Source organism: Bradyrhizobium sp. 195, from assembly GCF_023101665.1.
GTDB lineage: Bacteria > Pseudomonadota > Alphaproteobacteria > Rhizobiales > Xanthobacteraceae > Bradyrhizobium.
The window spans coordinates 1,683,776-1,708,669 of sequence record NZ_CP082161.1; the positions used below are offsets into that span (position 1 = coordinate 1,683,776).

Sequence of the window (24,894 nt, forward strand, 5' to 3'; positions counted from 1 at the left end):
AGCTCGCAATGCGCTGATCGGACAAAAACTGACTCCGGCTGCGTCGCGAAGCTGCATCATGTGTGGGTCCGGATCGATGACGAACGGGAATCTGTGACCTGAGTGGAAGGGGTCACTAGCCACCGCATCCCACTTTCTTAAGAATGCTGCCGACAGCCGCAAGAAACGCATCCATCTGGCGCGTTGTACCGATGCTAACCCGAATGCACTCTTGCAGGCCGGCATCCGGAAAGAAGGCAACGAGAACGCTCTGGTCTTGCAACGCCGCCTGCCACCATCTGCCACCCTGGCCTACCGGCACACGGGCGAGGAGGAAGTTCGCGTGGGAAGGCGTTACGGAGAACCCAAGTTCCGAGAGGGCGGCCGCTACGCGCTGACGCTCAAGCCTGACGTGGCGATGGTTCTCCTCGTAGGCGTCGCGATGCGCAAGGACGCTCATGCCAACGGCATGAGCGACCACATTCATGTTGAAAACATTCTGGATGTTGCGAAGCCGCCCAATCAGCTCGGGATGGCCGAAACCGAAGCCGACGCGAATGCCAGCGGCGGAATAACTCTTGGAAAACGTGCGCAGGACCAGAAGATTCGAATGGCGCTCAACGAGGCGTAGGCCGTCCTCAGGTGCGAAATCGACATAAGCTTCGTCCAATACGATCAATCGGTCAGATCGTATAATGAGGCGCTCGATCTCAGCGAGCGGAACAAAGGTTCCGGTCGGATTGTTCGGATTGGCCAGCAGAATGAACTTGGCATCTTTAGCCCGACCGAAAAGCAGCTCGTCCATCGGCAAGCAGTCGGGTTCAGACCAGGGAATTTCAATGAACCGGGCCCCTTGCAACAGGGCAAGCTTGCGATTGAATGAGAAGCCGGGCGACATCATTGCGACGCCGTCGCCCGGGGCAAGAAAGGCTCTGTAAATGAGACTGAGGAGTTCAGACGATCCATTGCCAGCCATCACGCGATCAGTGGCAATCCCATAGGCCGCTGCGGCCGCTTGTCTCAAGCTGACATTATCGTCTTCTGGATAGCGGTATTGCACCTCAAGAGCTGCAATTGCGCTTCGCATCACGATGGCTGGCAAAGGAAATGGGTTCTCATTCGTGTTCAGTTTCACGCAAGCATTATCCAGGGTGGGTCGCCCGGACGGCAAAGCATCCAATTCGCGAGCCACCGGCGAGAGCGAGGAAAGCATAGTTTGCAGTTTTGCATCCAATTTGGTGTTCTCCCTTTTGTCGGCGAGAGCAGTTGACGCCCTTCATCGAGCCTACGTGATGCGCGCGCTGTGTTAGGAGCCGGGAAGCGCAAGGCGTGCATGAATGTGAGGGGTGGGGTGGGGTGCCATAGGCGGGCTCAGAGCTAAGCGCCGCACCGGATCAGAGCCCGTCTCAAAGTCCGGCAGCGATCAGCACGGATCAGGCGGCGCGCGGCGTTATTCCAGCGAATACCTGTTTCACGAGGGGAGGCAACGTCACGTCCACTCGGCCGAACAGCGCTGCTAACGCTTGGCTTGAACTCGCGTAATCCGCAGACAGACTGCGCACGACTGACATCTTGCCACAAGCTACGTTCCTTCTAAAGAGGTCCTGGCAGCTCACTCCCGAGAGCGAGGTGCGCATCAGTTTCACTAGCTGGAAGAAGTCACCGATGTTCGTCGGCCTTACGAATGTGGAAGTGATGCTCACTCTAGTGGCACCAGGCGAATGGGAACGTACTCTTCGGGCGGCCGTTCGGGCGTACACGACAGCTTTGATAGCATTGCCGCGAGGGCGAGAAATGCTGCGACTGCGGCGACTGCGACGCACGTGAGCAGCGCGTAATCGCTATGTCGAGGATGGTTCATCATTCGAACGCTCCGTGCGGTGTTGGTGCGGGCGGTCAGGTCTGCGCGACCGCTTCGACGGTATTGTCGCGCCAGCGGTAACGATGAACCCAGAAGCGGCATTGTCTCCCTTGGAGTCGGATCGAACCGTGGCAATGGCCGTGTCGATTGAGCCCGAAGTAGGACCGCAGCGACCCGCGTGGCATCGAAGGTGCCCGTTTGACCGAGCCTGCCCATGCTTGAACTGCGGCATCTAGAGCGTGCAACCTGCGGCAGATGGGCTCGTACCCTTGAGCTTGGCGACAGCGGCTGCCCCTGCAGCATTCGTCGTCGAGTCAGGCATAAAGGTAAAGAGCGTGCCGTTTGCGCAGTCGCCGGCAATGACCAAAGACGATCATCCACCGACTTGTTCTCGCCCGGCGCTCTCACCGGGAATTTCCGAAAGTGATGCCGATCATTGGAGTCTCCGTCGGCCTGGCCGGCGCTCTGCCGCTGCGTCGATGCTTTTAGAAGGTACAATGTGACGCTACGTGCGAATCAAGTACTTCGAAGGGTGCTCGTCGAGGTTGATTGCCAAAATCCACAGAGCGAAGAACCCCAAAGAGTGCCGACAACGCAGATTCGCAGGCGAATTGCTACGGGCCAACGATCCTCAGTCAGACAAGAATCAGCATCACTTCATTGGGTCTAGAGACATTGCAGTAACCGCGTCGCGGGCAACCGCGTGCGTCAACTCTTTCCCAGCTGGTCCTCCAGCGCGGCGAGGGCGAGATCCAGGTATCGCATGAGGCTCGCATCCCAGCCGGCGAGATTGTGTGGTTCGGTCAATCGCGTCAGCACCTTAAGTATCATCGAGACAGTCGAGTCAACTCCTGCGATCTCAGTCAGCAGCGAACGGGCCTGACGCGCGACCGCATTTGCCCGCTCACTGCATGGAGGCTCGCCCCGATCCATGCAGCTACGTAGCTCGTCCCGAATCTTCCGCCACCGATCTTCGCGGCTAGCGTTAGAGGCGCACGTGCAGATGGCCGAGGGGGTACGCTCCTCAATCCGCGACATTGCATCTAACGTGGCCGGCAGCTCGTCGACACTGACTTCTGTCTCACCTTGCGTCGTCATATTGCGCAATCGATCCCGTAATAGTGTCGCCCGCGCGACTTGAACTTCAATTCGCTCCAGATGGTTGCGCAATAGGTCCGTGAGAGATGTTCGCCCCTCGATGGCTTTGCGGATCTCAGGAAGCGAGAAGCCGAGCTCACGTAGCGCGCGAATCTGAGAGACGCGTTGTAGGCTTTCACGATCGTACATGCGGTGACCGCCATCGGTACGTTCCGAGACCGTCAACAACCCGGTATGTTCGTAGTGATGCAGAGTGCGTACCGTTACGCCGGTCGCCTCTGCAAGTTCTCCAATGCGCCATCGGCGCCGTCGTGGTGTGGCGTTTGTCATGGTCCTCAATTTGCAAGCCTACAACCTGACGTCACGTGAGAATCAAGTTATTTCAATGATCTAGATGATGGTCTCTTGCTGCGAACCCCCGGAAGGACTGAGCGCATGCTGTTGATCAAGCGGCCGAGACAAGTGCAAGCATCAAGTTCGCCAGCGACGCCAATTCGTCCCTCGCTGCGCGTTGCATCACAAGTCTGGCGATCGCCACGCGATTCTCGCTGGTTCGCATGCATGTCGGTAAAGACGCGATTGCTCTATCAAAAAGGTTTCCCAAGCTCGCGAGATCCTCCGGATCGTAGACTCCGCTCGGCTTATCCAAGAGTAAGCTCCTTTGATTGTCGCACCCGCGCCGCACGTGACGAAGCCGTTTGGCTGTGGTGGGGCAAAAAGGAGACGGAGCGGCGACGTGCGCGAAAGAATGTGACGGGACGTTCGTGTGGTGCCGTTGTGCAACACGGCGTTTGCTTCCCTTTTGTCCAACACTGCCCTGACCGAAACTGTGCAATTTCTGCTGGATGCTGCCGCAGCAGTGGCCATCTGCTGTCTGATCGCCACGCGAAGCGAAAGCAGATACATGCAGCCCCGCTTGCTCTTGAGACACAGCTTCACGAACGGGGGGCCAGACACACTACTGATCTGATCAGATGGGCCTCTTTCGGTCGAATCCTTGCTGTGATGTCTATCGTCGAGCCGGCGTTGATTGGTCAATCATCGCAGATTAGTCGTACCACCACATCGTGGCGCGGCCGCCCGTTCGGCGCCTAACAGCATTTTCGACACGCTGGCCCCGGGCGCCGCGCGGCCGCGCCCGGCAACACAACGACGTGCCATAGCTCCTGCAGCAATAACTCGCATATCCAGACGTGAGCCGGATCAGTGTTGCGCAGCACAGTCCAGCTGTCGCGGGTAATGGCTTGCTCGTCCAGAAGCTCACTCACTTTCATCCTCGAACAGTATCGCTTTGGTGTGCGAGCGCTGGACATAGATGCTTTGGGTAAGATAGGCAAATCATGTTACCGCACCGAAGTAGCTCTTCGGGGACAGCGGTGAGGGGCCGCAACTCGGGGCTAACGGCGGCGGCATCCCGCGCGCCACTACACTTTCGAAAAGAACACGACTGTCGCGAGATCCGAAAGGATGACCCTGCACCCACGATCCGATGTGGCTGGATTGACCCGCCCGAAACGATCAAAAGCTGTAGGTGGAGCAGGGCTTGGCGAATGGGAGCGGCGAGCCCTTCCGTGCGCCGGACATTGGCACAGTTGCCGTCCTCTCATCATAAACACTCATCCCCCAAGCACGCGCGCAGCGGGACAATGCCGCGAGCTCACGGCGGGTGGATCCAGGTTGATCCTGCGGCCAGCGAGTTTGCGGTTGCGCTCCGTCATGCGGGATTGAGTATAAGAGTAAGACAAGCCGTTGAGATGACGTGTCCAAACCTCCATGCCAACCTTGCGCAGACCTCTCACTTGCAGGTTTCGCTCTCCCGAGTTACGCCAGCTCGCGTTGCGCTTTCCGGACGCGACTGTGGACAGCGTTGGCGTTCGGCAGAACAAGTTGGTTCGACGCGAACGAGCCGGCATCGACCCTGTGGGGCGGCCCGCCAAGAGGCGTCTCTGGCGTGCTTCGGCATTACTGCTGCGATCGCCGGGACAGTAGACGGCAAGGAGAATGCCCACCGGCAGGCGAAGAGCGGTGCGGGTGCGCTAGCAGCGTCCACGTTTGCAGCCTCGATCGCAGGTCTTGGTCTACAACCTGACGCGGTGTGCGATTCAAGGGATTTTAGTGCCGAGGCCGGATCTCGTTCACCTGACTGGCCGGATCATTTCGCGAGCTCTAAGCTCAGCTCATATAGAACAGTGCGATGCAGCCCCGTCGGATCAGCGGAAAGTCATTGCGGAGCGTCGCCGAACGAGCTGTATGACGCGCAAGATCGTCACGCCAGCGCGAGATCAATAGCGCCGCCGACCCGATCAAACTACGCTCAAGCGCGCCAATCCGAACACCAGCAAGGACCGGAGCTTCGAGCCTGGCGTAGATCTGGTTAATGAAGAGTAGGTCGCAAACGGCCGAACAATCCTAGAACGGGCCGTGACATTGGTTGGTCTCGGACGGAGAGACCATCATGGATGCCTCTTGCAAGAACATGTTGCGCATCCAAATGCTTGCAGGATCAGTATTATGAATGGCCGGCCACTGGACGGCCTCGGTGAATGTGAGAAGTCGCAGCGGAGGTTCGATGACCCGCAGGGGCATCGTGTTTGCGAAATGGCTGACCAATCTTGAGGGCATGCTCGCTATACGGTTGGTGCCCAATAACATAGGCGGAATCATACCAAAACCCTGCACAGCGACCTCGGTGCGTATCTTGAAACCATGCTCGAGCAAGAGCCATTCGTGGAAGGAGGGCCTCAGGGAGCGCCCGAACTGGGCTTCCACGTGCCCGATCGACATGTACTTCTCGAACGTAAGTCGCGGCGCCAGCTGCTTGTTCATCGGGCAGCCCACGCAAACGAAAGTGTCGTCGAACAGTGCCGCCTTGGGATGCGCACTCGACATGAACATCTCCGGATACATGAGAAAATCGACTTCACCGCGCCGGAGAAGTTCATCGGGTTCCTCTCCGGGCGGCAGCAACTCGAAATTGATTGTCGGAGCTTCCCGCGCGACGCGGTCCACGATTCTTCGAAGAAACACGACAGTCATGAAGTCGGACAGGATGATCCTGAATCGCCGGTTCGATTGAGACGGAGTGAAGCCGTCCGGAGAAATGATGGAGAGCTGAATGTGAGCGAGAGCCTCGCGAATCGGGACTGCGAGCGCTTGAGCCCGCGGCGTTGGGACAAGCTTCCGGCCCCTCATCGTGAATAGCTCATCGCGAAAGTAAGTGCGAAGCCGCGCGACGGCAGCGCTCATGGCAGGTTGACTGAGGTTGATGCTTCTTGCTGCCGCAGTGAGATTGCCTTGCGTCACCAGGGCGTCGAACGCGACTAGGAGATTCAGATCGAGGCCCTTGAAACGCATAATCTTGAGTGATCCACCGTATGAATGTGTTCTATCGATACAATCGATTTTACCATTTGTACCGAATGAGGATAGCAAAGGATAGTTTAGCGAGATGTCAGATCTATCAGAATGGTTACAAATCGTACCGCGTCTCAGCCCAGCGCCAGGGATCGATCAAGACATCTGGAGCGTGCGGTCGCAGTTTCGCGCGTGTTGCGCAAGTCATATCTCGGCGAGCTAGCACGGTGGGAATCCGCAAATGTGCGTGGGCGTATAGGACGAGCAAACCATTGTATGGCTTCGCCAACCCATTCTATACCGGCCGTGTACCGCCGTAGAATTGAGCGAACGCTCAACCTGGCCGTAGATTTCCCTCCAGTTGGACCCCTTCGGTTGCGGGTGCCAAATGTGTTTTTGGTCGCATCCGATTGCGTCCTTGCTGCGGAGAAATCGTGCGGAACATGCAAGCGAAGGCGTCCTTGGCGAATCTGATGCGAGTTGCGCACACGCTCGACGTCGTATCCATTGTGAATGCAGATCGGTCAGTGCGTGAAACTCTGACAGATATGGTGTTTTCCGCGGGTTACGTACCCGAACCCTTCGAGAGCGCAGACGAGTTCTTGAAATCGGGCCGCCGTTTGATCACGTCGTGCTTGATCGCGGACATGCAGTCGAGCGTGATGAGTGGCTTTGAGCTTTTCCATCATCTGGCTGCATCCGGAGGCGCGATTCCGACCGTTCTGCTCATAGACAACTCCGAAGACGATATGAGGCGAGTTCTGCAAGCTGGACTCCAGTTCTTGAGAAAGCCTTTCCAGCGTAGCGAACTGCTGGCCTGCGTCAGGAGTCAGATAATGAATAGGAATTACTCTCTATGAAAATGATCGCGCCCGGATCCACACGAGGTGTTTCGGCGCGCCCTCCAGTTCGTTGGAGGCTGTGCTGGGAGAATGAGCTTCAACTTGCTGACCATATTGAATTGTCCGACTTCTTCCGGAAGACCTATGGTCCGACCGGGGCATTCAATGCAAAGCCCTTTGAAGGTCATCGAAGCTGGGCCGGCGCAAGGCCTGAGATTCGGGCAATCGGCTACGATGATCGTGGCGTCGCGATTCACATCGGCGCACTGCGCCGCTTCATAAAAGTTGGTGAGGTCGATCTGCTTGTGGCTGAACTCGGATTGTACGGGGTGCGCCCGGATCTCGAGGGGCTCGGCATCAGCCACTCCATCCGCGTGATGTATCCGGTATTGCGAGATCTTGGGGTGCCGTTCGGCTTTGGCACGGTCCGATCCGCCCTGCAGAAACATATTACCAGGCTGCTCGGGCGACAGGGATTGGCGACTGTTCTGCCAGGGCTCCGTGTCCGGTCCGCTCGTCCGGATATCTATCTCACTGTGCCTCCGACGCGCGTGGAGGACGTGGTCGTCCTCGTTCTGCCGATTGCGAGGCCAATGAGCGAATGGCCGGACGGTGAGATGATTGAACGAAACGGGCCAGAACTGTGACGTCCTCAGACGACGAAACGAAAGCGCGGAGCGACTACGCCGACCCCGGCGGAGAGCACTGCGTCTATCTGACATTTGATGATGGGCCCAACCCGCATTGCACGCCGGCTATCCTAGATGTGCTGGCGCAGCATCGGGCCCCCGCCACCTTCTGCGTGATCGGTGCTTATGCAGCGGGTCAGCCGGAGCTGATCCAACGCATCATCGCAGAAGGGCACGAAATCGCAAACCACACAATGACGCACCCGGATTTATCCAAATGCATGCCGGATGAGGTGGAATACGAGATCGTCACGACGAACAAGGTCATCGGAATGGCCTGCCCCCGAGCCTCTGTGCGGCACATGCGTGCGCCGTATGGGATATGGACCAAGGAGGCCCACGCCGCGTCGGCGAAGGCCGAACTGGCAGCCCTGCACTGGTCAGTCGACCCGCAAGACTGGTCTCGTCCTGGCGCCGAGGCGATTGTTGCCGCGGTGCTGGCCTCGGTCCGGCCGGGGGCCATCGTGCTCCTGCACGACGGGTGCCCTCCCGACGAGTTGGAACGCTGCCCTCACTCTGGTCGGCGCGACCAGACTGTGACGGCGCTCGCCCAGCTCATTCCAGCACTGCATGACCGTGGATTCGCAATCCGGTCGCTTCCTCAAACTCACTGAATAGATCAATTCCCATGAGCCTGCTTGCCACCATCAGCACCGTTGCTGTTGCCTCCTACGCGTTGCTCTCCAGCGTCCATAAGAGCGCGCAGGCGCTTTATGCGCTGCGAACCGACGCCTCACTGCCGCCGTACGATCCGGTCGACACCGATGCTCTGCCTAGCGTGGATGTCATCGTGCCCTGCTTCAACGAGGACCCGCGCACGCTGGCGGCCTGCCTGAAGTCTCTCGCAAGCCAGGACTACCCAGGGCGATTGCAGGTCTATGTGGTCGATGACGGCTCTGCAAATGTCGCTGCAGTGGCCCCGGTCCATGGGAGCTACGCATATGACCCGAGGTTCAACGTCATTCTGCTGCCAAGCAACGTTGGAAAGCGCAAGGCGCAGATCGCAGCGATACGCCGGTCGTTCGGCGATCTCGTGCTCAATGTCGATTCCGACACGGAAATCGCCAGCGACGTGGTCAGCAAACTCGTACGCAAGATGCAGGATCCAGCCGTCGGCGCGGCCATGGGGCAATTGACGGCCAGCAACCGGAACGACAGCTGGCTGACCCGATTGATCGACATGGAGTACTGGTTGGCTTGCAACGAGGAGCGCGCGGCGCAGACGCGCTTTGGTGCCGTCATGTGCTGCTGCGGGCCGTGTGCCATGTACCGCCGCTCCGCGCTGCTGTTGCTGCTGGACCAGTACGAGACGCAGTTCTTCCGGGGAAAGCCGAGCGACTTCGGTGAGGACCGTCATCTGACGATCCTCATGCTCAAGGCAGGGTTTCGAACCGAGTACGTTCCGGACGCCATCGCCGCCACGGTGGTCCCGGACAGGCTCTTGCCCTATCTGCGGCAACAGCTCCGCTGGGCGCGGAGCACTTACCGCGACACGCTGCTGGGTTTGCACCTGTTGCCCGGCCTGGACCGGTACCTTACGCTCGACGTGCTCGGACAGAACCTCGGGCCGCTGCTGCTCGCCATCTCATCGATTGCCGCGCTCGCTCAGCTCGCGCTCACCGGCACCGTGCCCTGGTGGACCGGTCTGACCATCGTCGCGATGACCATGATTCGATGCAGCGTGGCGGCCCTTCGTGCCGGCGAGCTTCGATTTATCGGCTTCTCGCTCCACACCCCGATCAACATCTTCCTCCTGCTCCCGATGAAAGCCTATGCGCTCTGTACCTTGAGCAACAGCGACTGGCTCTCGCGCAAAGTGGCGAAATCATCAGAGGTCGATGAATCGAAGGCCTCGATCGAAGACGCCACAACTGGACCAAGCCTTAACCCGGCATCGGAAACGCCTGGCTCAATTCGCGGGGCAGGTCTTTCGCGCGCTCCCTCGCAGCTGATCGCGTCTGGTGGCATTGCGGCCGAGACTGACTGAGAGCTTTGTAGGGGGACTTAGTGGTGAGCCTGGACAAGACATATCAATCGTTGCAACGGGAGCTGACCAATGATGACCCGTGGCGGCTTGACGACAATCCGTTCGAACGTGAGCGTCACACCCAATTGCTACGGCTATCGCTATCAAACGGCACCGTCTCAACCGGCCTCGAAATCGGGTGCGCGGCCGGTGCATTCACAGAGAAGCTTGCTCCTCACTGCAAACGGCTCACGGTCATCGATGTTATGCCGCGAGCGATCGGTCGAGCGGTCCAGCGGACCAAGAGGTGGTCGCATATCAGCTGGGCGGCGACCGATATTCTGCAGTTCTCGACCGAAGAGCTGTTCGATCTGATCGTGGTCGCCGAAGTTCTCTACTATCTCGAAGACATGACACGGATGCGTACCGCAATCGACAAGATGGTGAAGATGCTTGCTCCAGGTGGGCATCTGGTCTTCGGATCTGCACGTGATGCCACCTGCAGGCGATGGGGGCATGTCGCTGGCGCCGAGACAGTCATCACGATGTTGACTGAAGCGCTCATTGAGGTCGAACGCGTGCAGTGCCAGGGGCAGTCGGCTGACGAAGACTGCTTGTTGGTCCGCTTTCGCAATCCGGAGCGATCTTCGATCCCTCCGGACGGCCGAGCTTGAAAGGAGCCACTATGCGAATCTGCGGTATCAAGTTGACGCATGACGGGGCAGTCGCTCTGATCGAGGACGGCCGGGTGGTGTTTTGTGTCGAACAGGAGAAGCTGAACAACAATCCGCGTTATCAAACCATTGACAACCTGGATGCCGTTGTTAGCGCCTTGGCGGAGCACGGGCTGGATCCGAGCGATGTTGATCAGTTCGTTATTGATGGCTGGGATGGAGAGTTCGAGTCGCAGTTTGAAGTCCTTAGTGGGACGACGATCATCAAGCTCAAGGGCGCGCCGTATGTCGAACGGCAAGGCGATAGCCCCCTGACCTCCCGCGATGGCATCGGCCTCATGCTTGATGGGAAGCTATATCCCTATCAAAGCTATCCCCATGTCACCGGGCACGTAGCATCCGCATACTGCGCCAGCTCGTTTGCCAAATCCGCGCAATCTGCTTTCTGCTTGGTGTGGGACGGCTGCATGTTTCCACGCCTCTACTACGTCGAGCCCCATGGCATCCGGTTCATCGAGTGCCTGTTTCCGATGATAGGTCACGCCTATGCGACGGCAGGACATCACTTTGGACCTTACAGGCGGGCAGACCGCACCAGCTGGGATCTCGGTATTGCCGGCAAGCTGATGGCCTATATCGCGCTGGGATCGCCCGACGAGGACTGTATTAAGACGTTTCATGAGCTTTATGAGGCGCACTTTGCCACGGATGCTGAGGGCGCTTGTCCTGAGCTTGGAGAGATCAACAGCTCACAATCGCCGCTTGAAGCTCTGCACGACTTCTTCGATGCGTGCGCAATGCGATTGAAGGAAAAGCAAGCCGAAGACGTCCTTGCGTCATTTCACGTGTTTCTAGAGCGTCTGCTGGTTCGCACCATTGCTGATGTTGTGGAGCGGCATTCGGATCTTGCGGGGGTGCGTAACCTCTGCATAGCCGGCGGCTGTGGCCTGAATATCAAGTGGAATAGTGCATTTCGTGCGACCGGCTTGTTCGATGTCGTGTGGGTGCCGCCCTTTCCGAACGACAGCGGCTCAGCCATTGGTGCTGCTTGCTCTGCATTGGCGGCACAGCAAGGCTTTAGAGCTCTGGAATGGTCGGTCTACAGCGGACCGGCCGTGCGTCCCAGCGAAGTCCCACCCGAATGGGAGGGCGCGCCCTGCACTATGGGCGAACTTGCGGCAATCCTCGCTTGCGACAAGCCCGTGGTCTTCCTTGCCGGGCGTGCCGAGCTCGGACCGCGAGCCTTGGGTGGCAGAAGCATTCTCGCGGCTGCGAGCTGGGAAGGAATGAAAGATCATCTCAACGACATCAAACTTCGTGAGCATTTCAGGCCGGTAGCGCCGATATGCCTGGAGGATCGTGCGGCGGAGATTTTTAGCCCTGGAATACCCGATCCGTACATGCTGTTCGATCACCAGACGCGACCAGAATGGCGGGAGAAGATTCCCGCCGTCGTGCATCTCGATGGATCTGCTCGTCTACAGACCGTTTCCAGAACCTCTCAGCATAAAGTGGCCGAGCTTCTCGTCGAATACGAGAAGCTGACAGCCATTCCGCTGCTTTGCAATACCAGCGCCAATCTGCATGGACGCGGCTTTTTCCCGGATGCTGCCGCCGCGTGCCAGTGGGGACGCGTCGATCACGTATGGTGTGACGGCCTGCTTTGGACAAAAAAGCGCGCAAGCGAGGAAGCGGCGCGAACAACGGCCGTCGCGATGGCGTAAGCAAATGTCAACCGCGGCAGTCGACCTTTTCCAGGTGAGCAAGTTCTACGACGACAGGGTCGTCGTGGACGCTCTTTCGTTTACGGTCTCGCCGGGAGAGTGCTTCGGTCTGCTGGGACCAAACGGCGCGGGTAAAAGCACGCTCGCGCGTTTGATCCTGGGTGTTGCATCGCCCGACGCAGGTAAGATATGCGTGCTCGGCGAGCCAGTGCCGGCACGGGCGCGCTTGGCGCGGCGGGGGATCGGGGTTGTCCCACAGTTCGATAACCTTGATCTTCAGCTCACGGTGCGCGAAAATTTGCTCGTTTTCGGGCGCTACTTCGCCATGAGCGCGGCTGAGGTGAAAGCGGTCACGCCGTCACTGCTCGAATTCGCGCGCCTGGAGAACAAGGCGGATGCCCGCGTCGCCGAACTGTCCGGCGGCATGAGGCGACGCCTGACGTTGGCACGGGCCCTCATTAACGACCCGCAGCTCTTGGTGCTTGATGAGCCGACGACCGGCCTTGATCCGCACGGTCGTCACCTGATCTGGGAACGCTTGCGTTCGCTATTAGCGCGCGGCAAAACGATCCTTCTCACCACCCACTTCATGGAAGAGGCGGAGCGATTGTGCGACCGCCTGTGCGTGCTTGAGCACGGCCGTAAGATCGCCGAAGGTCAGCCTCACGCGCTGATCGAGCAGCAGATCGGCTCCCAAGTGATCGAGATTTACGGCGGTAATCCGCATGAACTGCTGCCGCTGGTCAGACCCCAAGTGCAGCGCGCTGAGGTGAGCGGGGAGACGCTCTTCTGCTATGTCACGGATCCAGAGCAGGTGCGCCTCCGGCTTGCCGACCGCACGGATCTCCGCTTTCTGCAGCGTCCTCCAAATCTGGAGGATGTCTTCTTGCGGCTAACCGGGCGAGAGATAAAGGACTGAACGATGTGGCAACGTTTTGCGCCGGCGCTCCCTGCTAATCCATGGAACTGGATCGCGGTATGGCGCCGCAATTTTCTGGTCTGGCGGAAAGTCGCTCTGGCATCGATTCTTGGGAATCTGGCCGAGCCGATGAGCTCTCTGTTCGGTCTCGGTTTTGGTCTTGGAATGATCATAGGTGGTGTTGAGGGGACCTCATACATCTCGTTTCTGGCGGCTGGCATGGTCGCCACAAGCGCGATGGTCTCCGCAACCTTCGAAACGATCTACGCGGCTTACGCTCGCATGCAGACAAATTGCACGTGGGAGGCAGTGCTCTGTACGCCCCTTACGCTCGGCGACATTGTTCTCGGTGAAGTGGCATGGGCAGCGAGCAAGGCCTTGCTCGCCGGGACCGCGATCACGATTGTCGCCGTCGCGCTGGGTTACGCACAGTGGTCATCCATCCCCTATGCATTACCAGCCATCGCTCTCACTGGCGTGACTTTCGCGAGCCTCGCAATGGTCGTTTCAGCACTTGCACCGAGCCACGACTATTTCATCTTCTACCAGTCGCTCATTCTCACGCCCATGATGTATTTGAGCGGGACGATCTTCCCAATGAGCCAGTTGCCGGGTTCATTTCAACGCATCGCGGCCTTATTGCCGCTGACTCATTCGGTCGATCTTATTCGTCCAGCAATGCTCGGTCGGCCGGTCGACAGCGTCGGATTGCATGTGGGCGCACTTTGCATCTACGCAGCGTTTCCCTTCCTCGTCTCGGCCGTGCTGCTTCGGCAGCGCCTGATGCGGTGAGAGGAACAAGACCTAAAGCGAAGCATCGCGTGTGCGAGATGAGATATCGGGCGTAACGAACTTCCGATCGCGTGCGACGCTTACGTGAGTCTCGTCACGCTAGCGATGCCCGATCGGCCCCGCGGCGACGTGCGGCCTACTCCCAAAGCAAGCGATACGAAATAGGCCAACAGGCCTCTCAGGATTAACGGAGAACAAGATGCTGTGTCTAGGATTGAGTGGCGGCCTCGACAGGGTCTATGAAAACCCCCTTGGACTGCCGAACACGTTTCTGCACGACGGCGCCGCGGTACTTGTCAAGGACGGGCGCGTGATCGCTGCCGTGGAAGAGGAGCGCCTCAACCGGATCAAACATTCAAACAAGCTCCCGAGCAGTGCGATTGAATACTGTCTTGCAGCCGCGGGTGTGGAGCTTCGCGACGTCGATCGTATTGCGTTCTACGCTACTGAAGCCTATTGCAATGCGATGCTCGAACGGTTGTTCATCTCACAACCGGAAATCTCAATTCCGCTAGATGCGAATCTGCTGTTACGGCACCTTCTAGCCACGGAGTTCGGTACCCAAGTTGATCCTTCGCGGGTATCATTCGTAGGCCACCATCAAGCCCACGCCGTGAGCGCTCTGGCGATGTCGGGTTTTGAAGAAAGCCTGGTCCTCGCGATCGATGGTTGTGGCGACTTCCTGTCGGGTCTCTTGGCGGTCGGGTCGGGCACCGAAATGACCGAGCTTATGACGTTTCCAGAGAATAACTCTCTCGGACTGTTCTATCTGGAGACGATCCGATATCTCGGCTACGGCCTGTTCGACGAGTATAAGGTTATGGGACTGGCTCCTTACGGAGATCCCGCACGCTATCGCGAGCTCTTTTCCCAATTCTATGAGCTCTCCGCAAACGGTGGCTACCGCGTTCACCTCGAACGTATCGGCCCGGCATTGCTGCGCAATATCGAGGTTCGGCGAAAGGGAATGCCGTTCACGCAACAGCATCGAGATGTGAGCGCATCGTTGCAGGAGGCGCTGGAGCGGATCGTGTTTCACATTCTTCGGCATTACCGTGAGTCGACCGGAATGAAACGGTTGTGCCTGGCTGGCGGGGTGGCCCACAACTGCACACTGAACGGAAAACTCCTGTATTCAGGCCTATTCGAAGACATCTTCGTGCAGCCGGCTGCGCATGACGCCGGATGCGCATTGGGCGCGGCACTGATGGTGTCGAACGGGGCCGGGCAGCCCGCGCCCCGCGAGCGACTACAGGCGGTTTATTGGGGGCCAGATGTCGGCAGCGACGACAGCATCGAACAGGAACTGAAGGGATGGGCCGGACACCTCCAGATTGAGCGGACCGCTGACGTCGCAACCAGAGCAGCCGAGTGGATCGCTGATGGCGCCGTGATCGGGTGGGTACAGGGCCGATCGGAGTTCGGCCCTCGCGCGCTCGGCAACCGCAGTATTCTTGCTGACCCGAGGCCCGCGGCGAACAAGGATCGGATCAATGCGATGGTCAAGAAGCGCGAGAGTTATCGACCATTTGCGCCATCGGTTCTGGAGGAGGATGCGGGCGCCTTCTTTGAGTTGCCGGATGGTCGCGCAGAATATCCCTTCATGAATTTCGTCGTTCGCGTGCGCGAATCCAAGCGTGCTTTGCTGGGCGCGATCACGCATATCGATGGTACGGCTCGTCTGCAGACTGTCTCCCGCACGAACAATGCCGCCTATTGGGAACTCATCAATGCGTTCAAGAGCCGGACAGGCGTCCCGATTCTGCTTAATACGTCGTTCAACAACAATGCCGAACCGATCGTGGATTCTGTTGCCGATGCGATTACGGCGTTTTTGTCAACCGAGCTGGATGGCCTTGTGGTCGGTTCATTCCTCGTCAGGAAGCGGGCAACAACGCTCGAAAGCTGGACTGCACTCGCTGTATCACTGCCGCCCCATGTATCTCTTTATCGGGTTCGCGCTCATGCGGGCCGAGAACGCCAGGAGACAGTCTGCGAGCTCCGCATGGGTCACTCCAGCCAGGACTGCGTGCGCGTCTCGCATGACCTGTTCGACATGCTGATGCAGATTGAGAAGGAAGCTGTTCTTGCCGATCTTCTCGCCAGGGTCACCTCTGACAGGACTAGGCGAGAAGCTCTCGTGAACGAACTGCGCGGGCTCTGGGATCTGCGCCGTATTCGGCTGCATCCGTCACAGACTGCGCGGTCGTAAAAGGTGAGCAATGCGGAAGAGGGCTCCTTGGACGCCTCTTGCATGACCTGCCAATCGCGGTGCCGTGGAGGAGGGCTTGCGGGTTGATTGCCTTGCGTTCAGGTGACTAGCCGCCCATTGGCGTGGATCGGAATCGCCGATGAGTAGGTGCGCCACACAAAACTGATCTTGCGCAACGAGAAGGGTTTGATAACTTGACCAAGGAACGCTTTGTTATTTCTCGGAGGCGTACCGGCTTTGGTGACTGCCTCTGGTCGCTGGCGTCAGCCTGGTCGTATGCGCAGCGGACCGGACGGACGCTCGTCGTTGACTGGCGCGGTTCCTGCTACATCGATCAACCGTTCAGCAACGCCTTTCCGGTGTTCTTCGAGCCGCTTGAGGACATCGCTGGGGTCCCGGTGATTTGCGATGACCGGGTCAACCAGCTCTCGTTTCCCGGACCGTTCTTCCCGCGGTGGTGGAATAGGCCATCGATCGACTGCATCAATCGTCCGGATGAGCAGATCTTCAAAGAACGTGACGAACTGACCGAGCTGTTCCAGGCAAGAGAAGATAACGAAGCCAACACCATTGTCTGTGACGCTTGCCTGATGTGGCGTTGTGGCGAGGAAGCCGAACGACTGATCTTTCGGAACATCAAACTCAGGCCTGAGATTCAAGCGCGGATCGACGCCTTGTATGAGGAACACTTTAGCGGCCATAGCATCATTGGCGTTCATGTTCGGCACGGCAATGGCGAAGATATCATGGAGCATGCGCCGTACTGGGCCGATTCGGAGCTCGCCCTTCGTCAGGTCTGCATGGCAATCCGTAAAGCCAAGGCTTTGCCATATCCAAAGCCTGTAAAGGTCTTCCTTTGCACGGACAGTGCACAGGTGCTCGATCGCGTATTGGGTCTGTTTCCCGATGTCTTCGCCGTACCAAAACGTTTCCAGGCCGATCGGGCAGGGCCGTTGCATAGTGCGGAAATGGGAATTGAAGGTGGAGCTTCCGCTCTCATCGACATGTATCTTCTTGCGCGATGCGCTACCGTGATCCGCTTTCCCCCCACCAGCGCCTTCACGCGCTATGCCCGTCTGCTCGTGCCACGGATTATTGAATTCGACCAGAAAAATCCGGAGCATTTGACCATGATCGATAACCCATACGAGCATTTCGCGGCTTCATGAAGCGCCAGAATGTGAGCCCGAGCAATGGCGGGCTAAATCATCCGTCTGATACTGCTGGCTTCGACACCATCGAGTTTCGCAACGTCTCGCAGGAACGGTGGATGGCGACTTCCGTCCCGCAAGCGACGGCTGACCGGCGCACTACCACGGATGCGGTGCGGTGGGAGGGCGAAGGCCTGCGAAGCGTAAGGCCAATGCCGGCGGGCGCCGGCGGCCTTGCCCCGCAATGCTTCGGGCCCTCCTGTGTAAGTCGAGTCGCGCGGAAAGGTTATGGTTCTGTCATCCTCCGGCCAAATCCGCCATCGCTGGCCAGACGGTGAAAAGCACGGCAATGGCGGTCCGGGTCGCCGAGGAAATCTGACGTAACAGACAGTCACGTCAGAATATAGCAAGGAGGCGCGTCCGGTAGATGGATCGCCTTTGCTGGGCAACCCTCTTGCGGTCAGCTCGTTTTCTGGACGACGGCCTTGTTCATGCGGCGCTCGCAGAGTCCTTTCGGACGGAGGTGTGATGAACCGCGCGGCCGGCGGCCCATCGATATTGCCCAAGAGCCGCATGTGCGGCCGCGCGTACCATGGCCGAGAGCAACTTGGACGAACTGGCCATTAAATCCTGATCTCCGCCAAAGGCAGCTAACCAATCTCGTCCAGCCCGCATGACCCACAGACCACTCGTGGAGGGCGACGCAGTCAGCTCGCCATGGAAACACCAGCCTCTCGGCTCGAAGGCTTAGCGCACGCAGTGGGCAGCACCCGGGAGCTCGACGACAGCCATTGCTGCGGCGTTGCTGGTGTCGAAAAGCAAACAGGCCAGATGTTCGGAACCTGCCATTTGCGTCGTAAAAGCGCGCCACCTGTGCCCTGCATCGCTCTGGCCCGGATCCTGCACCAGGTGCACAGGCGAGGGGAGCGGAAGGGAGTCGCGTGTGAATCTAGGTCTACCAGATGGCAATGCGGTCGCAGCTCAATCATCGGAAACGGTGCCTCGCGGTCCAATTCACGCCGATGGAGCCGGCCGTCCGCTGCGTGAGCGGAAAACGCTGGTATTGACCGGGGCATCGCGCGGTATCGGTCGCGCCACCGGAAGTTTGTTTTCGCAAGCCGGTTGGCGCATCATTTCTTGCGCGCGCCAACCATTCGACGCGGTCCGCTGCCCATGGGACTCAGAGGGGGATAGCTATATCGAAGTCGACCTGAGCGATCATCGAACGCTGCCGCGCGTGATTGCCCAGATAAAGGAGCGCCTTGCCGGCGCACCGCTGCAGGGACTGATAAACAATGCCGGAAACTCACCAAAAACGCCAAACGGTGCCCGGCTGACGTCGCTGGCGACCTCAGTCGATACCTGGATGAGCGTGTTCCACCTCAATCTGGTGGCGCCGATCCTGCTCGCTCAAGGTCTGTTCGATGAGCTAAAAGCGGCTTCAGGCTCGATCGTCAATGTGACTTCGATCGCCGGCGCGCGGGTGCATCCATTTGCGGGCACGGCATATGCGACGTCGAAAGCTGCGCTCGCTTGTCTCACGCGCGAAATGGCGCACGATTACGCCTCACATGGCATTCGCGTCAATGCGATCGCGCCCGGCGAAATCAAGACGGACATTTTGTCGCCTGACACGGAAGCGCATCTTGTGCCAAAGATCCCACTTCGCCGGGTGGGTACACCCGAAGAGGTCGCCAAGGTCATTTTCTTCCTATGTTCAGATGCGGCAAGTTATGTCACTGGCGCCGAAGTGCCGATCAATGGCGGGCAACACTTGTGAGTGAATCCGTCCCTGGCGAACCCGGCTAACTGAGCTTCATCGATGGAAGCCATGTTGGCCGGGGCGAATCCGCGCAGCGAGTTGGAAAGAATAAAGCGGCAAATCTAGCCACTGTAAGTGCTGCCGGCGTGCCATGAAGAGGCGTCATCTCTCGCCCCGCCCTGAGAACTGGATGTCAGATCGAGGCAGGCATGCAACACGAGTTCAACAAGTCCGATCGAGGTGATGGGGAGGATCAAGAAAGGAACGGAGAAGACATTATGCTGGACAGCGTTTCCCTGCGCGAAAAACCAAACTCAACCTCCGACGCGGACCCTTCCGCTTCTATTCTGCGGTCGCAAGAGAAATCGCTAAGCACGATCTTTGAAATAGCGCACGCGCTCACCGGCCTATGCCGGCTCGAAGCCAAGCTGGCGAGCGTCATCGAGCGTCTGCCATCGCTCGTGCAGATGCGGCGCGGCATCGTATGTCTGTTCGATCATGACGGGGTGCCCGAGATCATCGTAGACGACGGCCGGAGCGAAGGGCGCGACGCGCGTTGCGGGGTGCGCTTGCCGCAAGGAGCAATTGATCAAATTGTGGCGACGGGGCGGCCGCTCATCGTCGAGAACGTAGCGCTGCATTCGATCTTCAGTTCTTCGGACGTCGAGATGCTGGACGCCGCCGGTAATACGCGTGTTGCGTTCATCGGCGTTCCCATAGACATTGACGAGAAAGTTGTGGGTACGCTGAGCATCGACCGCATCGCAGACAACGGGACGCATGCGCAGCTCGAGGACGACCTCCGCCTGCTAACGATGGTCGCAAGCCTTCTGGGCCAGACGGCGAAGCTGCATTGCGTTTTTGTGCGCGATCGCGGGCGGCTTATGGACGAGGAGTTCCGGCTGCAGAAGCAGCTGTCCGAGCTCAAGCCTCATGGGCGGGAGCGTAAGAGGGTCCAAGTCGATGGAATGATCGGCGAGAGCCCGGCGCTGCGCGCGTTGCTTGAGAAGATCGAGCTGATCGCTAAATCGAATAGCACCGTTCTGTTGCGCGGCGAATCGGGTACCGGCAAAGAGCTGGTCGCGAAGGCTATTCACGAGCGTTCAGCGCGCGCCAAACGCCCCTTTATCAAGCTGAATTGCGCAGCCCTCACCGAGACGGTGCTGGAATCCGAATTGTTCGGTCACGAGAAGGGGGCGTTTACGGGCGCATTCAACGCGCGCAAGGGTCGCTTCGAGCTCGCCGACAAGGGAACGTTGTTTCTGGACGAGATTGGAGAGATCTCGGCGTCGTTCCAGGCGAAGCTCCTGCGCGTGCTTCAGGAGCAGGAGTTCGAGCGGGTCGGCGGCAATCAGACGATCAAAGTCGACGTCCGCGTGATTGCAGCCACGAATAAGAATCTTGAAGAGGCGGTGGCAAGGAAGGAGTTTCGTGCCGATCTCTATTATCGCATCAGCGTGGTTCCTCTGCTACTGCCGCCGCTGCGCGAAAGACGCACTGATATTCCGCTTCTCGCCGCTCGATTCTTGAAGAACTTCAACAATGAGAACGGCCGTGCTCTGGTCTTCGATTCAAGTGCGATTGACGTTCTTATGAATTGCGGATTTCCCGGTAATGTCCGCGAGCTGGAGAACTGTGTGCAGCGGACCGCGACCCTGGCGCACGGATCGTCGATCGTAAGAGACAATTTTGCCTGCTGCCACGGGCAATGCCTGTCGGCCACGCTATGGAAGTGCGGGCCGGAGCAAGTGGCGCGACAGCCGAGCCCGGTGATCTCACTCCCCGCGAGGCTGAGCATGCCGCCAACACAAGCTGTGGCACACGTTCAGCCGGTCGGTAGCGAACTGACGCCGCTAGAGCCACCCGGCCGACCTGTCATAGGTGCCGCCAAGGTCACAGATCGCGAGCGCGTAGTCGCGGCGATGGAAAGGTCCGGGTGGGTACAGGCCAAGGCGGCGCGCCTGCTTGGACTGACGCCTCGCCAGATTGGCTATGCCTTGAGAAGGCACGGTATCGAGATCAAGCGCTTCTGAATAAAAAGTCGGGCTCGCGTCTCTCTCGCTCGCCCGGGCGCGGTAGGAGAACGTGCGCAAGAGGCGGTACTCTGGTCCATGAAGCGGATACGAAACCGATGTGCTCTGGTTGGGGGTGGCCATGCCGGGAAGCGTAAGCCCTCTTCGCGTTAGCCGGGTGCTGGTCATCGTCTGCTTGCAATGTATTCGCCCTATGAGAAATGACTAGGTGTCGAACTAGCGCAAGATCGCGGCCGCGCCGTTTCTGCCGCGACTCAGATCAGAGAGAGATCACGTCCGCTTTGCGCAGCCCGTCGCAGTCCCGACAACGGTCTCACCGTCAGTTGCCAGCCATTGCATTCGTCCCTCATCGGCGAAATGCCTGGGGTGGTATGACAGTTGCTATTCGTGAGGAGCCTGCTCAACATCTTAGGAGAAGCATATGCACAGCATCGTCTGCATCAAACAGGTCCCCGACTCCGCACAAATCCGCGTGCATCCTGTCACGAATACGATCATGCGTCAGGGCGTGCCGACAATCATCAATCCATATGATCTGTTCGCACTGGAAGCTGCGCTCGAGCTACGAGACAAGTTCGGCGGCGAAATCACTGTTCTGACAATGGGGCCGCCGTCGGCCGAAGAATCTCTCCGAAAGGCGCTGACATTTGGTGCCGATCGTGCTGTCCTGCTCACTGATCGTAGTTTCGCGGGCTCCGATACGCTGGCGACGAGTTACGCGCTGGCGTGCGCGATTCGCAATATAGGGAAGGAATATGGCCCACCAGACGTCATATTCACTGGCAAGCAGACTATCGACGGCGATACGGCGCAGGTGGGACCTGGCATTGCGAAGAGGCTCGGGGTCCAGCAGCTTACTTATGTTTCCACAATCAAAGCGTTGGACTTCAAAGCACGTACGATCGATGCGGAACGGCGCTGCGAAGGAGGAGTCCAGGTGCTGCGTTCCAAGCTTCCTTGTCTCGTCAGCATGTTAGAGGCAAGCAATCAAATTCGCCGCGGTGCAATGATCGATGCCTTGCGTGCGGCCCGTGCCTCAATCGTAAAATGGAGCGCTCAAACTGCCGGCGTGGATGACATGGCCAAATGCGGTCTGAGGGGGTCGCCGACCGTCGTCAAGCGTGTCTTCGCGCCCTCCGCACGAGCAGAGAAGGCGACGTGGGTGGAAGCGGCCGAGCAGCCGGCGCAAGCGTTGATCGACGCCATGTTCAAGCGCAATCCTACGCTCGAGACGGAGCTCGCACAGCTTGCGCGCGGTACCTTATCCGCGCAAACTAGCGGTGCGTGAAATCGCGGCTGATCGAGCGGAGCCAGCGCTAGCCTGGGTCGTGGTCATGCATTGGCCCGTCGCTCGGTGCACCAGGCACGATTCAAGCTTTTCGACCGCTCGCTAAGGTTTGGCGAACTGCGATACCCGGTCCACTGGGGAATTCATGCAGCCTCAAGACGTGCCCGTTAGGTTTGCTTGGCAGCGCACGTGGAGCTCGCGCGAGGGATGTATCTCCCTCGCGCGAGCTCGGCCGTGTTTCACGTCACCGCAAAGTGCGAGCATTATCATCGCGCCGCTCGACCACAGAACGAATCGAGCGTGGCGGTAGTGCTCAGCCATTCCCGGTCAACATCAGCGACGGCTCGTCCCGATACTGCTCGATATTGCATAGGAAGAACCGTGACCCGCAGAGTGGCACGCGAACCACCGCGCGATCACCGCAAGGACCGCCACGCACCCGTTCAGTTAGTCTTGGACGTGAAGGTCCCCGTGGGCGCGCTGCTAATGCGTGGTAAATTGCGCGCTTACGGCCCGGTTAGACCGCTCGGGTCGCGACAGCTTCGCAACTCTCTTGGTGTTTCCTGGATAAATCGTGAGTGCGGCGATAATGCCGAGCAAAGCTGCAAACATCAACCAGAAACCCGGCGAAGCCTTGTCGTCGGTCCGATCGATCAGCCAAGTCGATGCGAGCGGCGTAAAGGTGCCAAAGAGAGCTGCGGCGAGTGCGAAGGCCAAAGAAAAGCAGGTTGTGCGAACGTGCTTCGGCACGATTTCGACCAGAGCGCCCAACATGGCGCCGCTATAGGTGCCAAAGTAGAACGAGAACATCATCTCCACTATCAGCATCTTGCCAAAGCTTGGGTCGGTCACAAGCCAAGACAACGCCGGATATACAGTCACCAAGGCAAGGCCGGCAATGGTCAGCAAGACCGGCTTCCGGCCGATTCTGTCAGAAATCGCGCCGCCAATTGGGTTCCAGATGAAGTTCGTCACGGCGACCAAAAGCGTTACCAAGAGCGTGTTCTGCGAGGACAGCTGCAATACGTGCTTTCCGAACGTAGGCGTGTACACCGTGACGAAATAGAAGGTCGTGGTCGTCAGCATCGCCATCATCATGCCAAGAATGACAATGCGCCAGTTCGCAACTGTGGAGGCAAATACCTCGCGGGCCGTTGGGTGGGTCTTCATGACCAGAAACTCCGGAGTTTCCTCCAGCGTCCGGCGCAGGAAGAAGATGAGCGGAACGATCAAGCAGCCAAGGAAGAATGGGATCCGCCAGCCCCAGGCGGCAACCATTTCGGCCGGAAGTGCTTCGCTCAAAAAATATCCGATAAGAGCCGCGACAAAGATCGCAACCTGCTGGCTCGAGGACTGAAACGATGTGTAAAAGCCGCGGTTGCCCGGAGTGGCAATCTCGGAGAGGTAGACGGAAACGCCGCCAACCTCAACGCCGGCAGAAAAGCCCTGCAACAGCCGTCCGAACAGCACGATCGCGGGTGCGGCAATGCCGATTGTTGCATAGCCGGGACAAAAGGCGATGATGACGGTGCCAATAGCCATGATCGAAAGCGTGATGATCAGGCCTTGCCGACGGCCAATCTGGTCAATATAGGCTCCAAGCACAATCGCGCCAACAGGTCGCATCAAGGCCCCCAGCCAGAACACACCGAAAGTGTTAAGCAGTGAAGCGGTTTCGCTTCCTGATGGAAAGAACGCGTTTCCGATGGCACTGGCGTAGAACCCGAACAAGAAGAAGTCGAACTGCTCGAGGAAGTTGCCGCTCGTCGCACGTAAGATGGCGCCAATGCGCGATTTGGCATTTGACGCTTGCGCGATGGACGCTGGTGACATGGCGAGTTTCCTCTCGGTTTGAAATGGCCGGTTCCGGAGAAAATCTCACGCCAGCCGAGTGCAGTTTCATGGCCGCGAATCTGCCATCAGGGCACTATCGACCAACCCGTAAGCGCCTGACGTTTCCGGCATATTTTCGGCAATTGCCGCAAACTCGCACAGTTTTTCGGGCGTTATTCCGCTCGCGCCGCAGGAGTGACTCTCAAGCTACTGAAACCTCGGGAAGTTCTCGGCGACAAGGTTGTTGTCTGTGGGGTGGCCGAATTTCTCGTTGAGCGGTGGAAGCCAGATGAACCTGTTCGATTGATCCAAACGAATGCTCGGTTATCGGATGCATGGCATACGAGCGGCAGGGAAGAGCTCCGTGAGATGTCGTGCTAGAACAGCTCGCGAGCCTGCGATTGGCGCCGAGGTGCGTTAGCATCTCACCCGATGTCCAGCGATTTGGCCTCGAGTTGCTCAAGTTAACCTGAGATTTGATGGAAAAGATTTGGTGAGCGTGCTGGCGATCGAGCCCGTCCGATAGCGCCGATCGCCATGCTCGGCAAGTGCCACGTTGTCCTTCGAAGCGAGGCGCGCCTCGTACTTCGAGGGGCGCTGCGGTCCGAATGCGGTCCAAAACCCGTGCTGAGGGGGAGGAACATAGCGGGCCTCCTCAGCGATAACCGAGCATTCGTTTGGATCAATCGAACAGGTTCATCTGGCTTCCACGCCGTA

At 58.6% G+C, this 24,894-nt stretch carries 17 protein-coding genes; 13 read left to right on the forward strand and 4 right to left on the reverse strand.

Annotation, left to right across the window (positions count from 1 at the left end):
- Positions 1-115: 115 nt before the first annotated feature.
- The 3 genes from hisC to IVB26_RS07890 all read right to left on the reverse strand — a co-directional run bounded on the left by hisC (position 116) and on the right by IVB26_RS07890 (position 6,292).
- Positions 116-1,192: a histidinol-phosphate transaminase gene (gene hisC, locus IVB26_RS07880; protein WP_247973104.1), complete on the reverse strand. Its 1,077-nt coding sequence runs from the start codon at positions 1,190-1,192 to the stop codon at positions 116-118.
- Between the two features lie 1,356 nt (positions 1,193-2,548).
- Positions 2,549-3,268, reverse strand: coding sequence for a MerR family transcriptional regulator (locus IVB26_RS07885; protein WP_247333180.1), 720 nt, complete (start codon positions 3,266-3,268; stop codon positions 2,549-2,551).
- Between the two features lie 2,079 nt (positions 3,269-5,347).
- On the reverse strand, positions 5,348-6,292 hold the full coding sequence (locus IVB26_RS07890; RefSeq protein WP_247971177.1) for a LysR family transcriptional regulator: 945 nt from the start codon (positions 6,290-6,292) through the stop codon (positions 5,348-5,350).
- Positions 6,293-6,735: 443 nt separating this feature from the next.
- On the opposite strand from IVB26_RS07890, the gene IVB26_RS07895 reads away from it, so the two are divergent.
- The 13 genes from IVB26_RS07895 (at position 6,736) to IVB26_RS07955 (ending at position 22,344) form a co-directional block, all read left to right on the forward strand.
- A complete protein-coding gene (locus tag IVB26_RS07895; protein WP_247973105.1) occupies positions 6,736-7,152 on the forward strand; it encodes a response regulator transcription factor in 417 nt (138 codons plus the stop codon).
- On the forward strand, positions 7,149-7,781 hold the full coding sequence (locus IVB26_RS07900) for a NodA family N-acyltransferase (RefSeq protein WP_247971178.1): 633 nt from the start codon (positions 7,149-7,151) through the stop codon (positions 7,779-7,781). Before IVB26_RS07895 ends, IVB26_RS07900 begins: the two co-directional genes overlap by 4 nt.
- Positions 7,778-8,437 carry a chitooligosaccharide deacetylase NodB gene (nodB, locus tag IVB26_RS07905; protein ID WP_247971179.1) on the forward strand — a complete coding sequence of 220 codons (660 nt, stop codon included), beginning with the start codon at positions 7,778-7,780 and terminating at the stop codon, positions 8,435-8,437. Before IVB26_RS07900 ends, nodB begins: the two co-directional genes overlap by 4 nt.
- Before the next feature lie 14 nt (positions 8,438-8,451).
- Complete coding sequence (gene nodC, locus IVB26_RS07910; RefSeq protein WP_247971180.1) at positions 8,452-9,810, forward strand: chitooligosaccharide synthase NodC; 1,359 nt, start codon at positions 8,452-8,454, stop codon at positions 9,808-9,810.
- A gap of 23 nt (positions 9,811-9,833) precedes the next feature.
- Positions 9,834-10,463 (forward strand): nodulation methyltransferase NodS, encoded by a 630-nt coding sequence (nodS, locus tag IVB26_RS07915; RefSeq protein WP_247971181.1) that lies wholly within the window; start codon positions 9,834-9,836, stop codon positions 10,461-10,463.
- 11 nt (positions 10,464-10,474) lie between these two features.
- Positions 10,475-12,187: a nodulation protein NodU gene (nodU, locus tag IVB26_RS07920; RefSeq protein ID WP_247973106.1), complete on the forward strand. Its 1,713-nt coding sequence runs from the start codon at positions 10,475-10,477 to the stop codon at positions 12,185-12,187.
- Positions 12,188-12,191: 4 nt separating this feature from the next.
- Positions 12,192-13,106 (forward strand): nodulation factor ABC transporter ATP-binding protein NodI, encoded by a 915-nt coding sequence (gene nodI, locus IVB26_RS07925; protein ID WP_247971182.1) that lies wholly within the window; start codon positions 12,192-12,194, stop codon positions 13,104-13,106.
- Between the two features lie 3 nt (positions 13,107-13,109).
- Complete coding sequence (locus IVB26_RS07930) at positions 13,110-13,898, forward strand: ABC transporter permease (RefSeq protein WP_247971183.1); 789 nt, start codon at positions 13,110-13,112, stop codon at positions 13,896-13,898.
- Between the two features lie 199 nt (positions 13,899-14,097).
- On the forward strand, positions 14,098-16,110 hold the full coding sequence (locus tag IVB26_RS07935) for a carbamoyltransferase family protein (protein ID WP_247971184.1): 2,013 nt from the start codon (positions 14,098-14,100) through the stop codon (positions 16,108-16,110).
- Between the two features lie 194 nt (positions 16,111-16,304).
- A complete protein-coding gene (locus IVB26_RS07940) occupies positions 16,305-17,279 on the forward strand; it encodes a nodulation protein NodZ (RefSeq protein ID WP_247971185.1) in 975 nt (324 codons plus the stop codon).
- A gap of 979 nt (positions 17,280-18,258) precedes the next feature.
- On the forward strand, positions 18,259-19,041 hold the full coding sequence (locus IVB26_RS07945) for an SDR family NAD(P)-dependent oxidoreductase (protein WP_247973107.1): 783 nt from the start codon (positions 18,259-18,261) through the stop codon (positions 19,039-19,041).
- 191 nt (positions 19,042-19,232) lie between these two features.
- Positions 19,233-21,056 (forward strand): nif-specific transcriptional activator NifA, encoded by a 1,824-nt coding sequence (gene nifA / locus IVB26_RS07950; RefSeq protein ID WP_247971186.1) that lies wholly within the window; start codon positions 19,233-19,235, stop codon positions 21,054-21,056.
- Positions 21,057-21,477: 421 nt separating this feature from the next.
- Entirely contained in the window at positions 21,478-22,344 is an 867-nt protein-coding gene (locus IVB26_RS07955; protein WP_247971187.1) for an electron transfer flavoprotein subunit beta/FixA family protein, read from the forward strand.
- A 483-nt stretch (positions 22,345-22,827) separates the two neighbouring features.
- Here IVB26_RS07955 and tcuC read toward each other — a convergent pair whose 3' ends face one another.
- A complete protein-coding gene (gene tcuC, locus IVB26_RS07960; protein ID WP_276578714.1) occupies positions 22,828-24,177 on the reverse strand; it encodes an MFS transporter in 1,350 nt (449 codons plus the stop codon).
- Between the last annotated feature and the right edge of the window lie 717 nt (positions 24,178-24,894).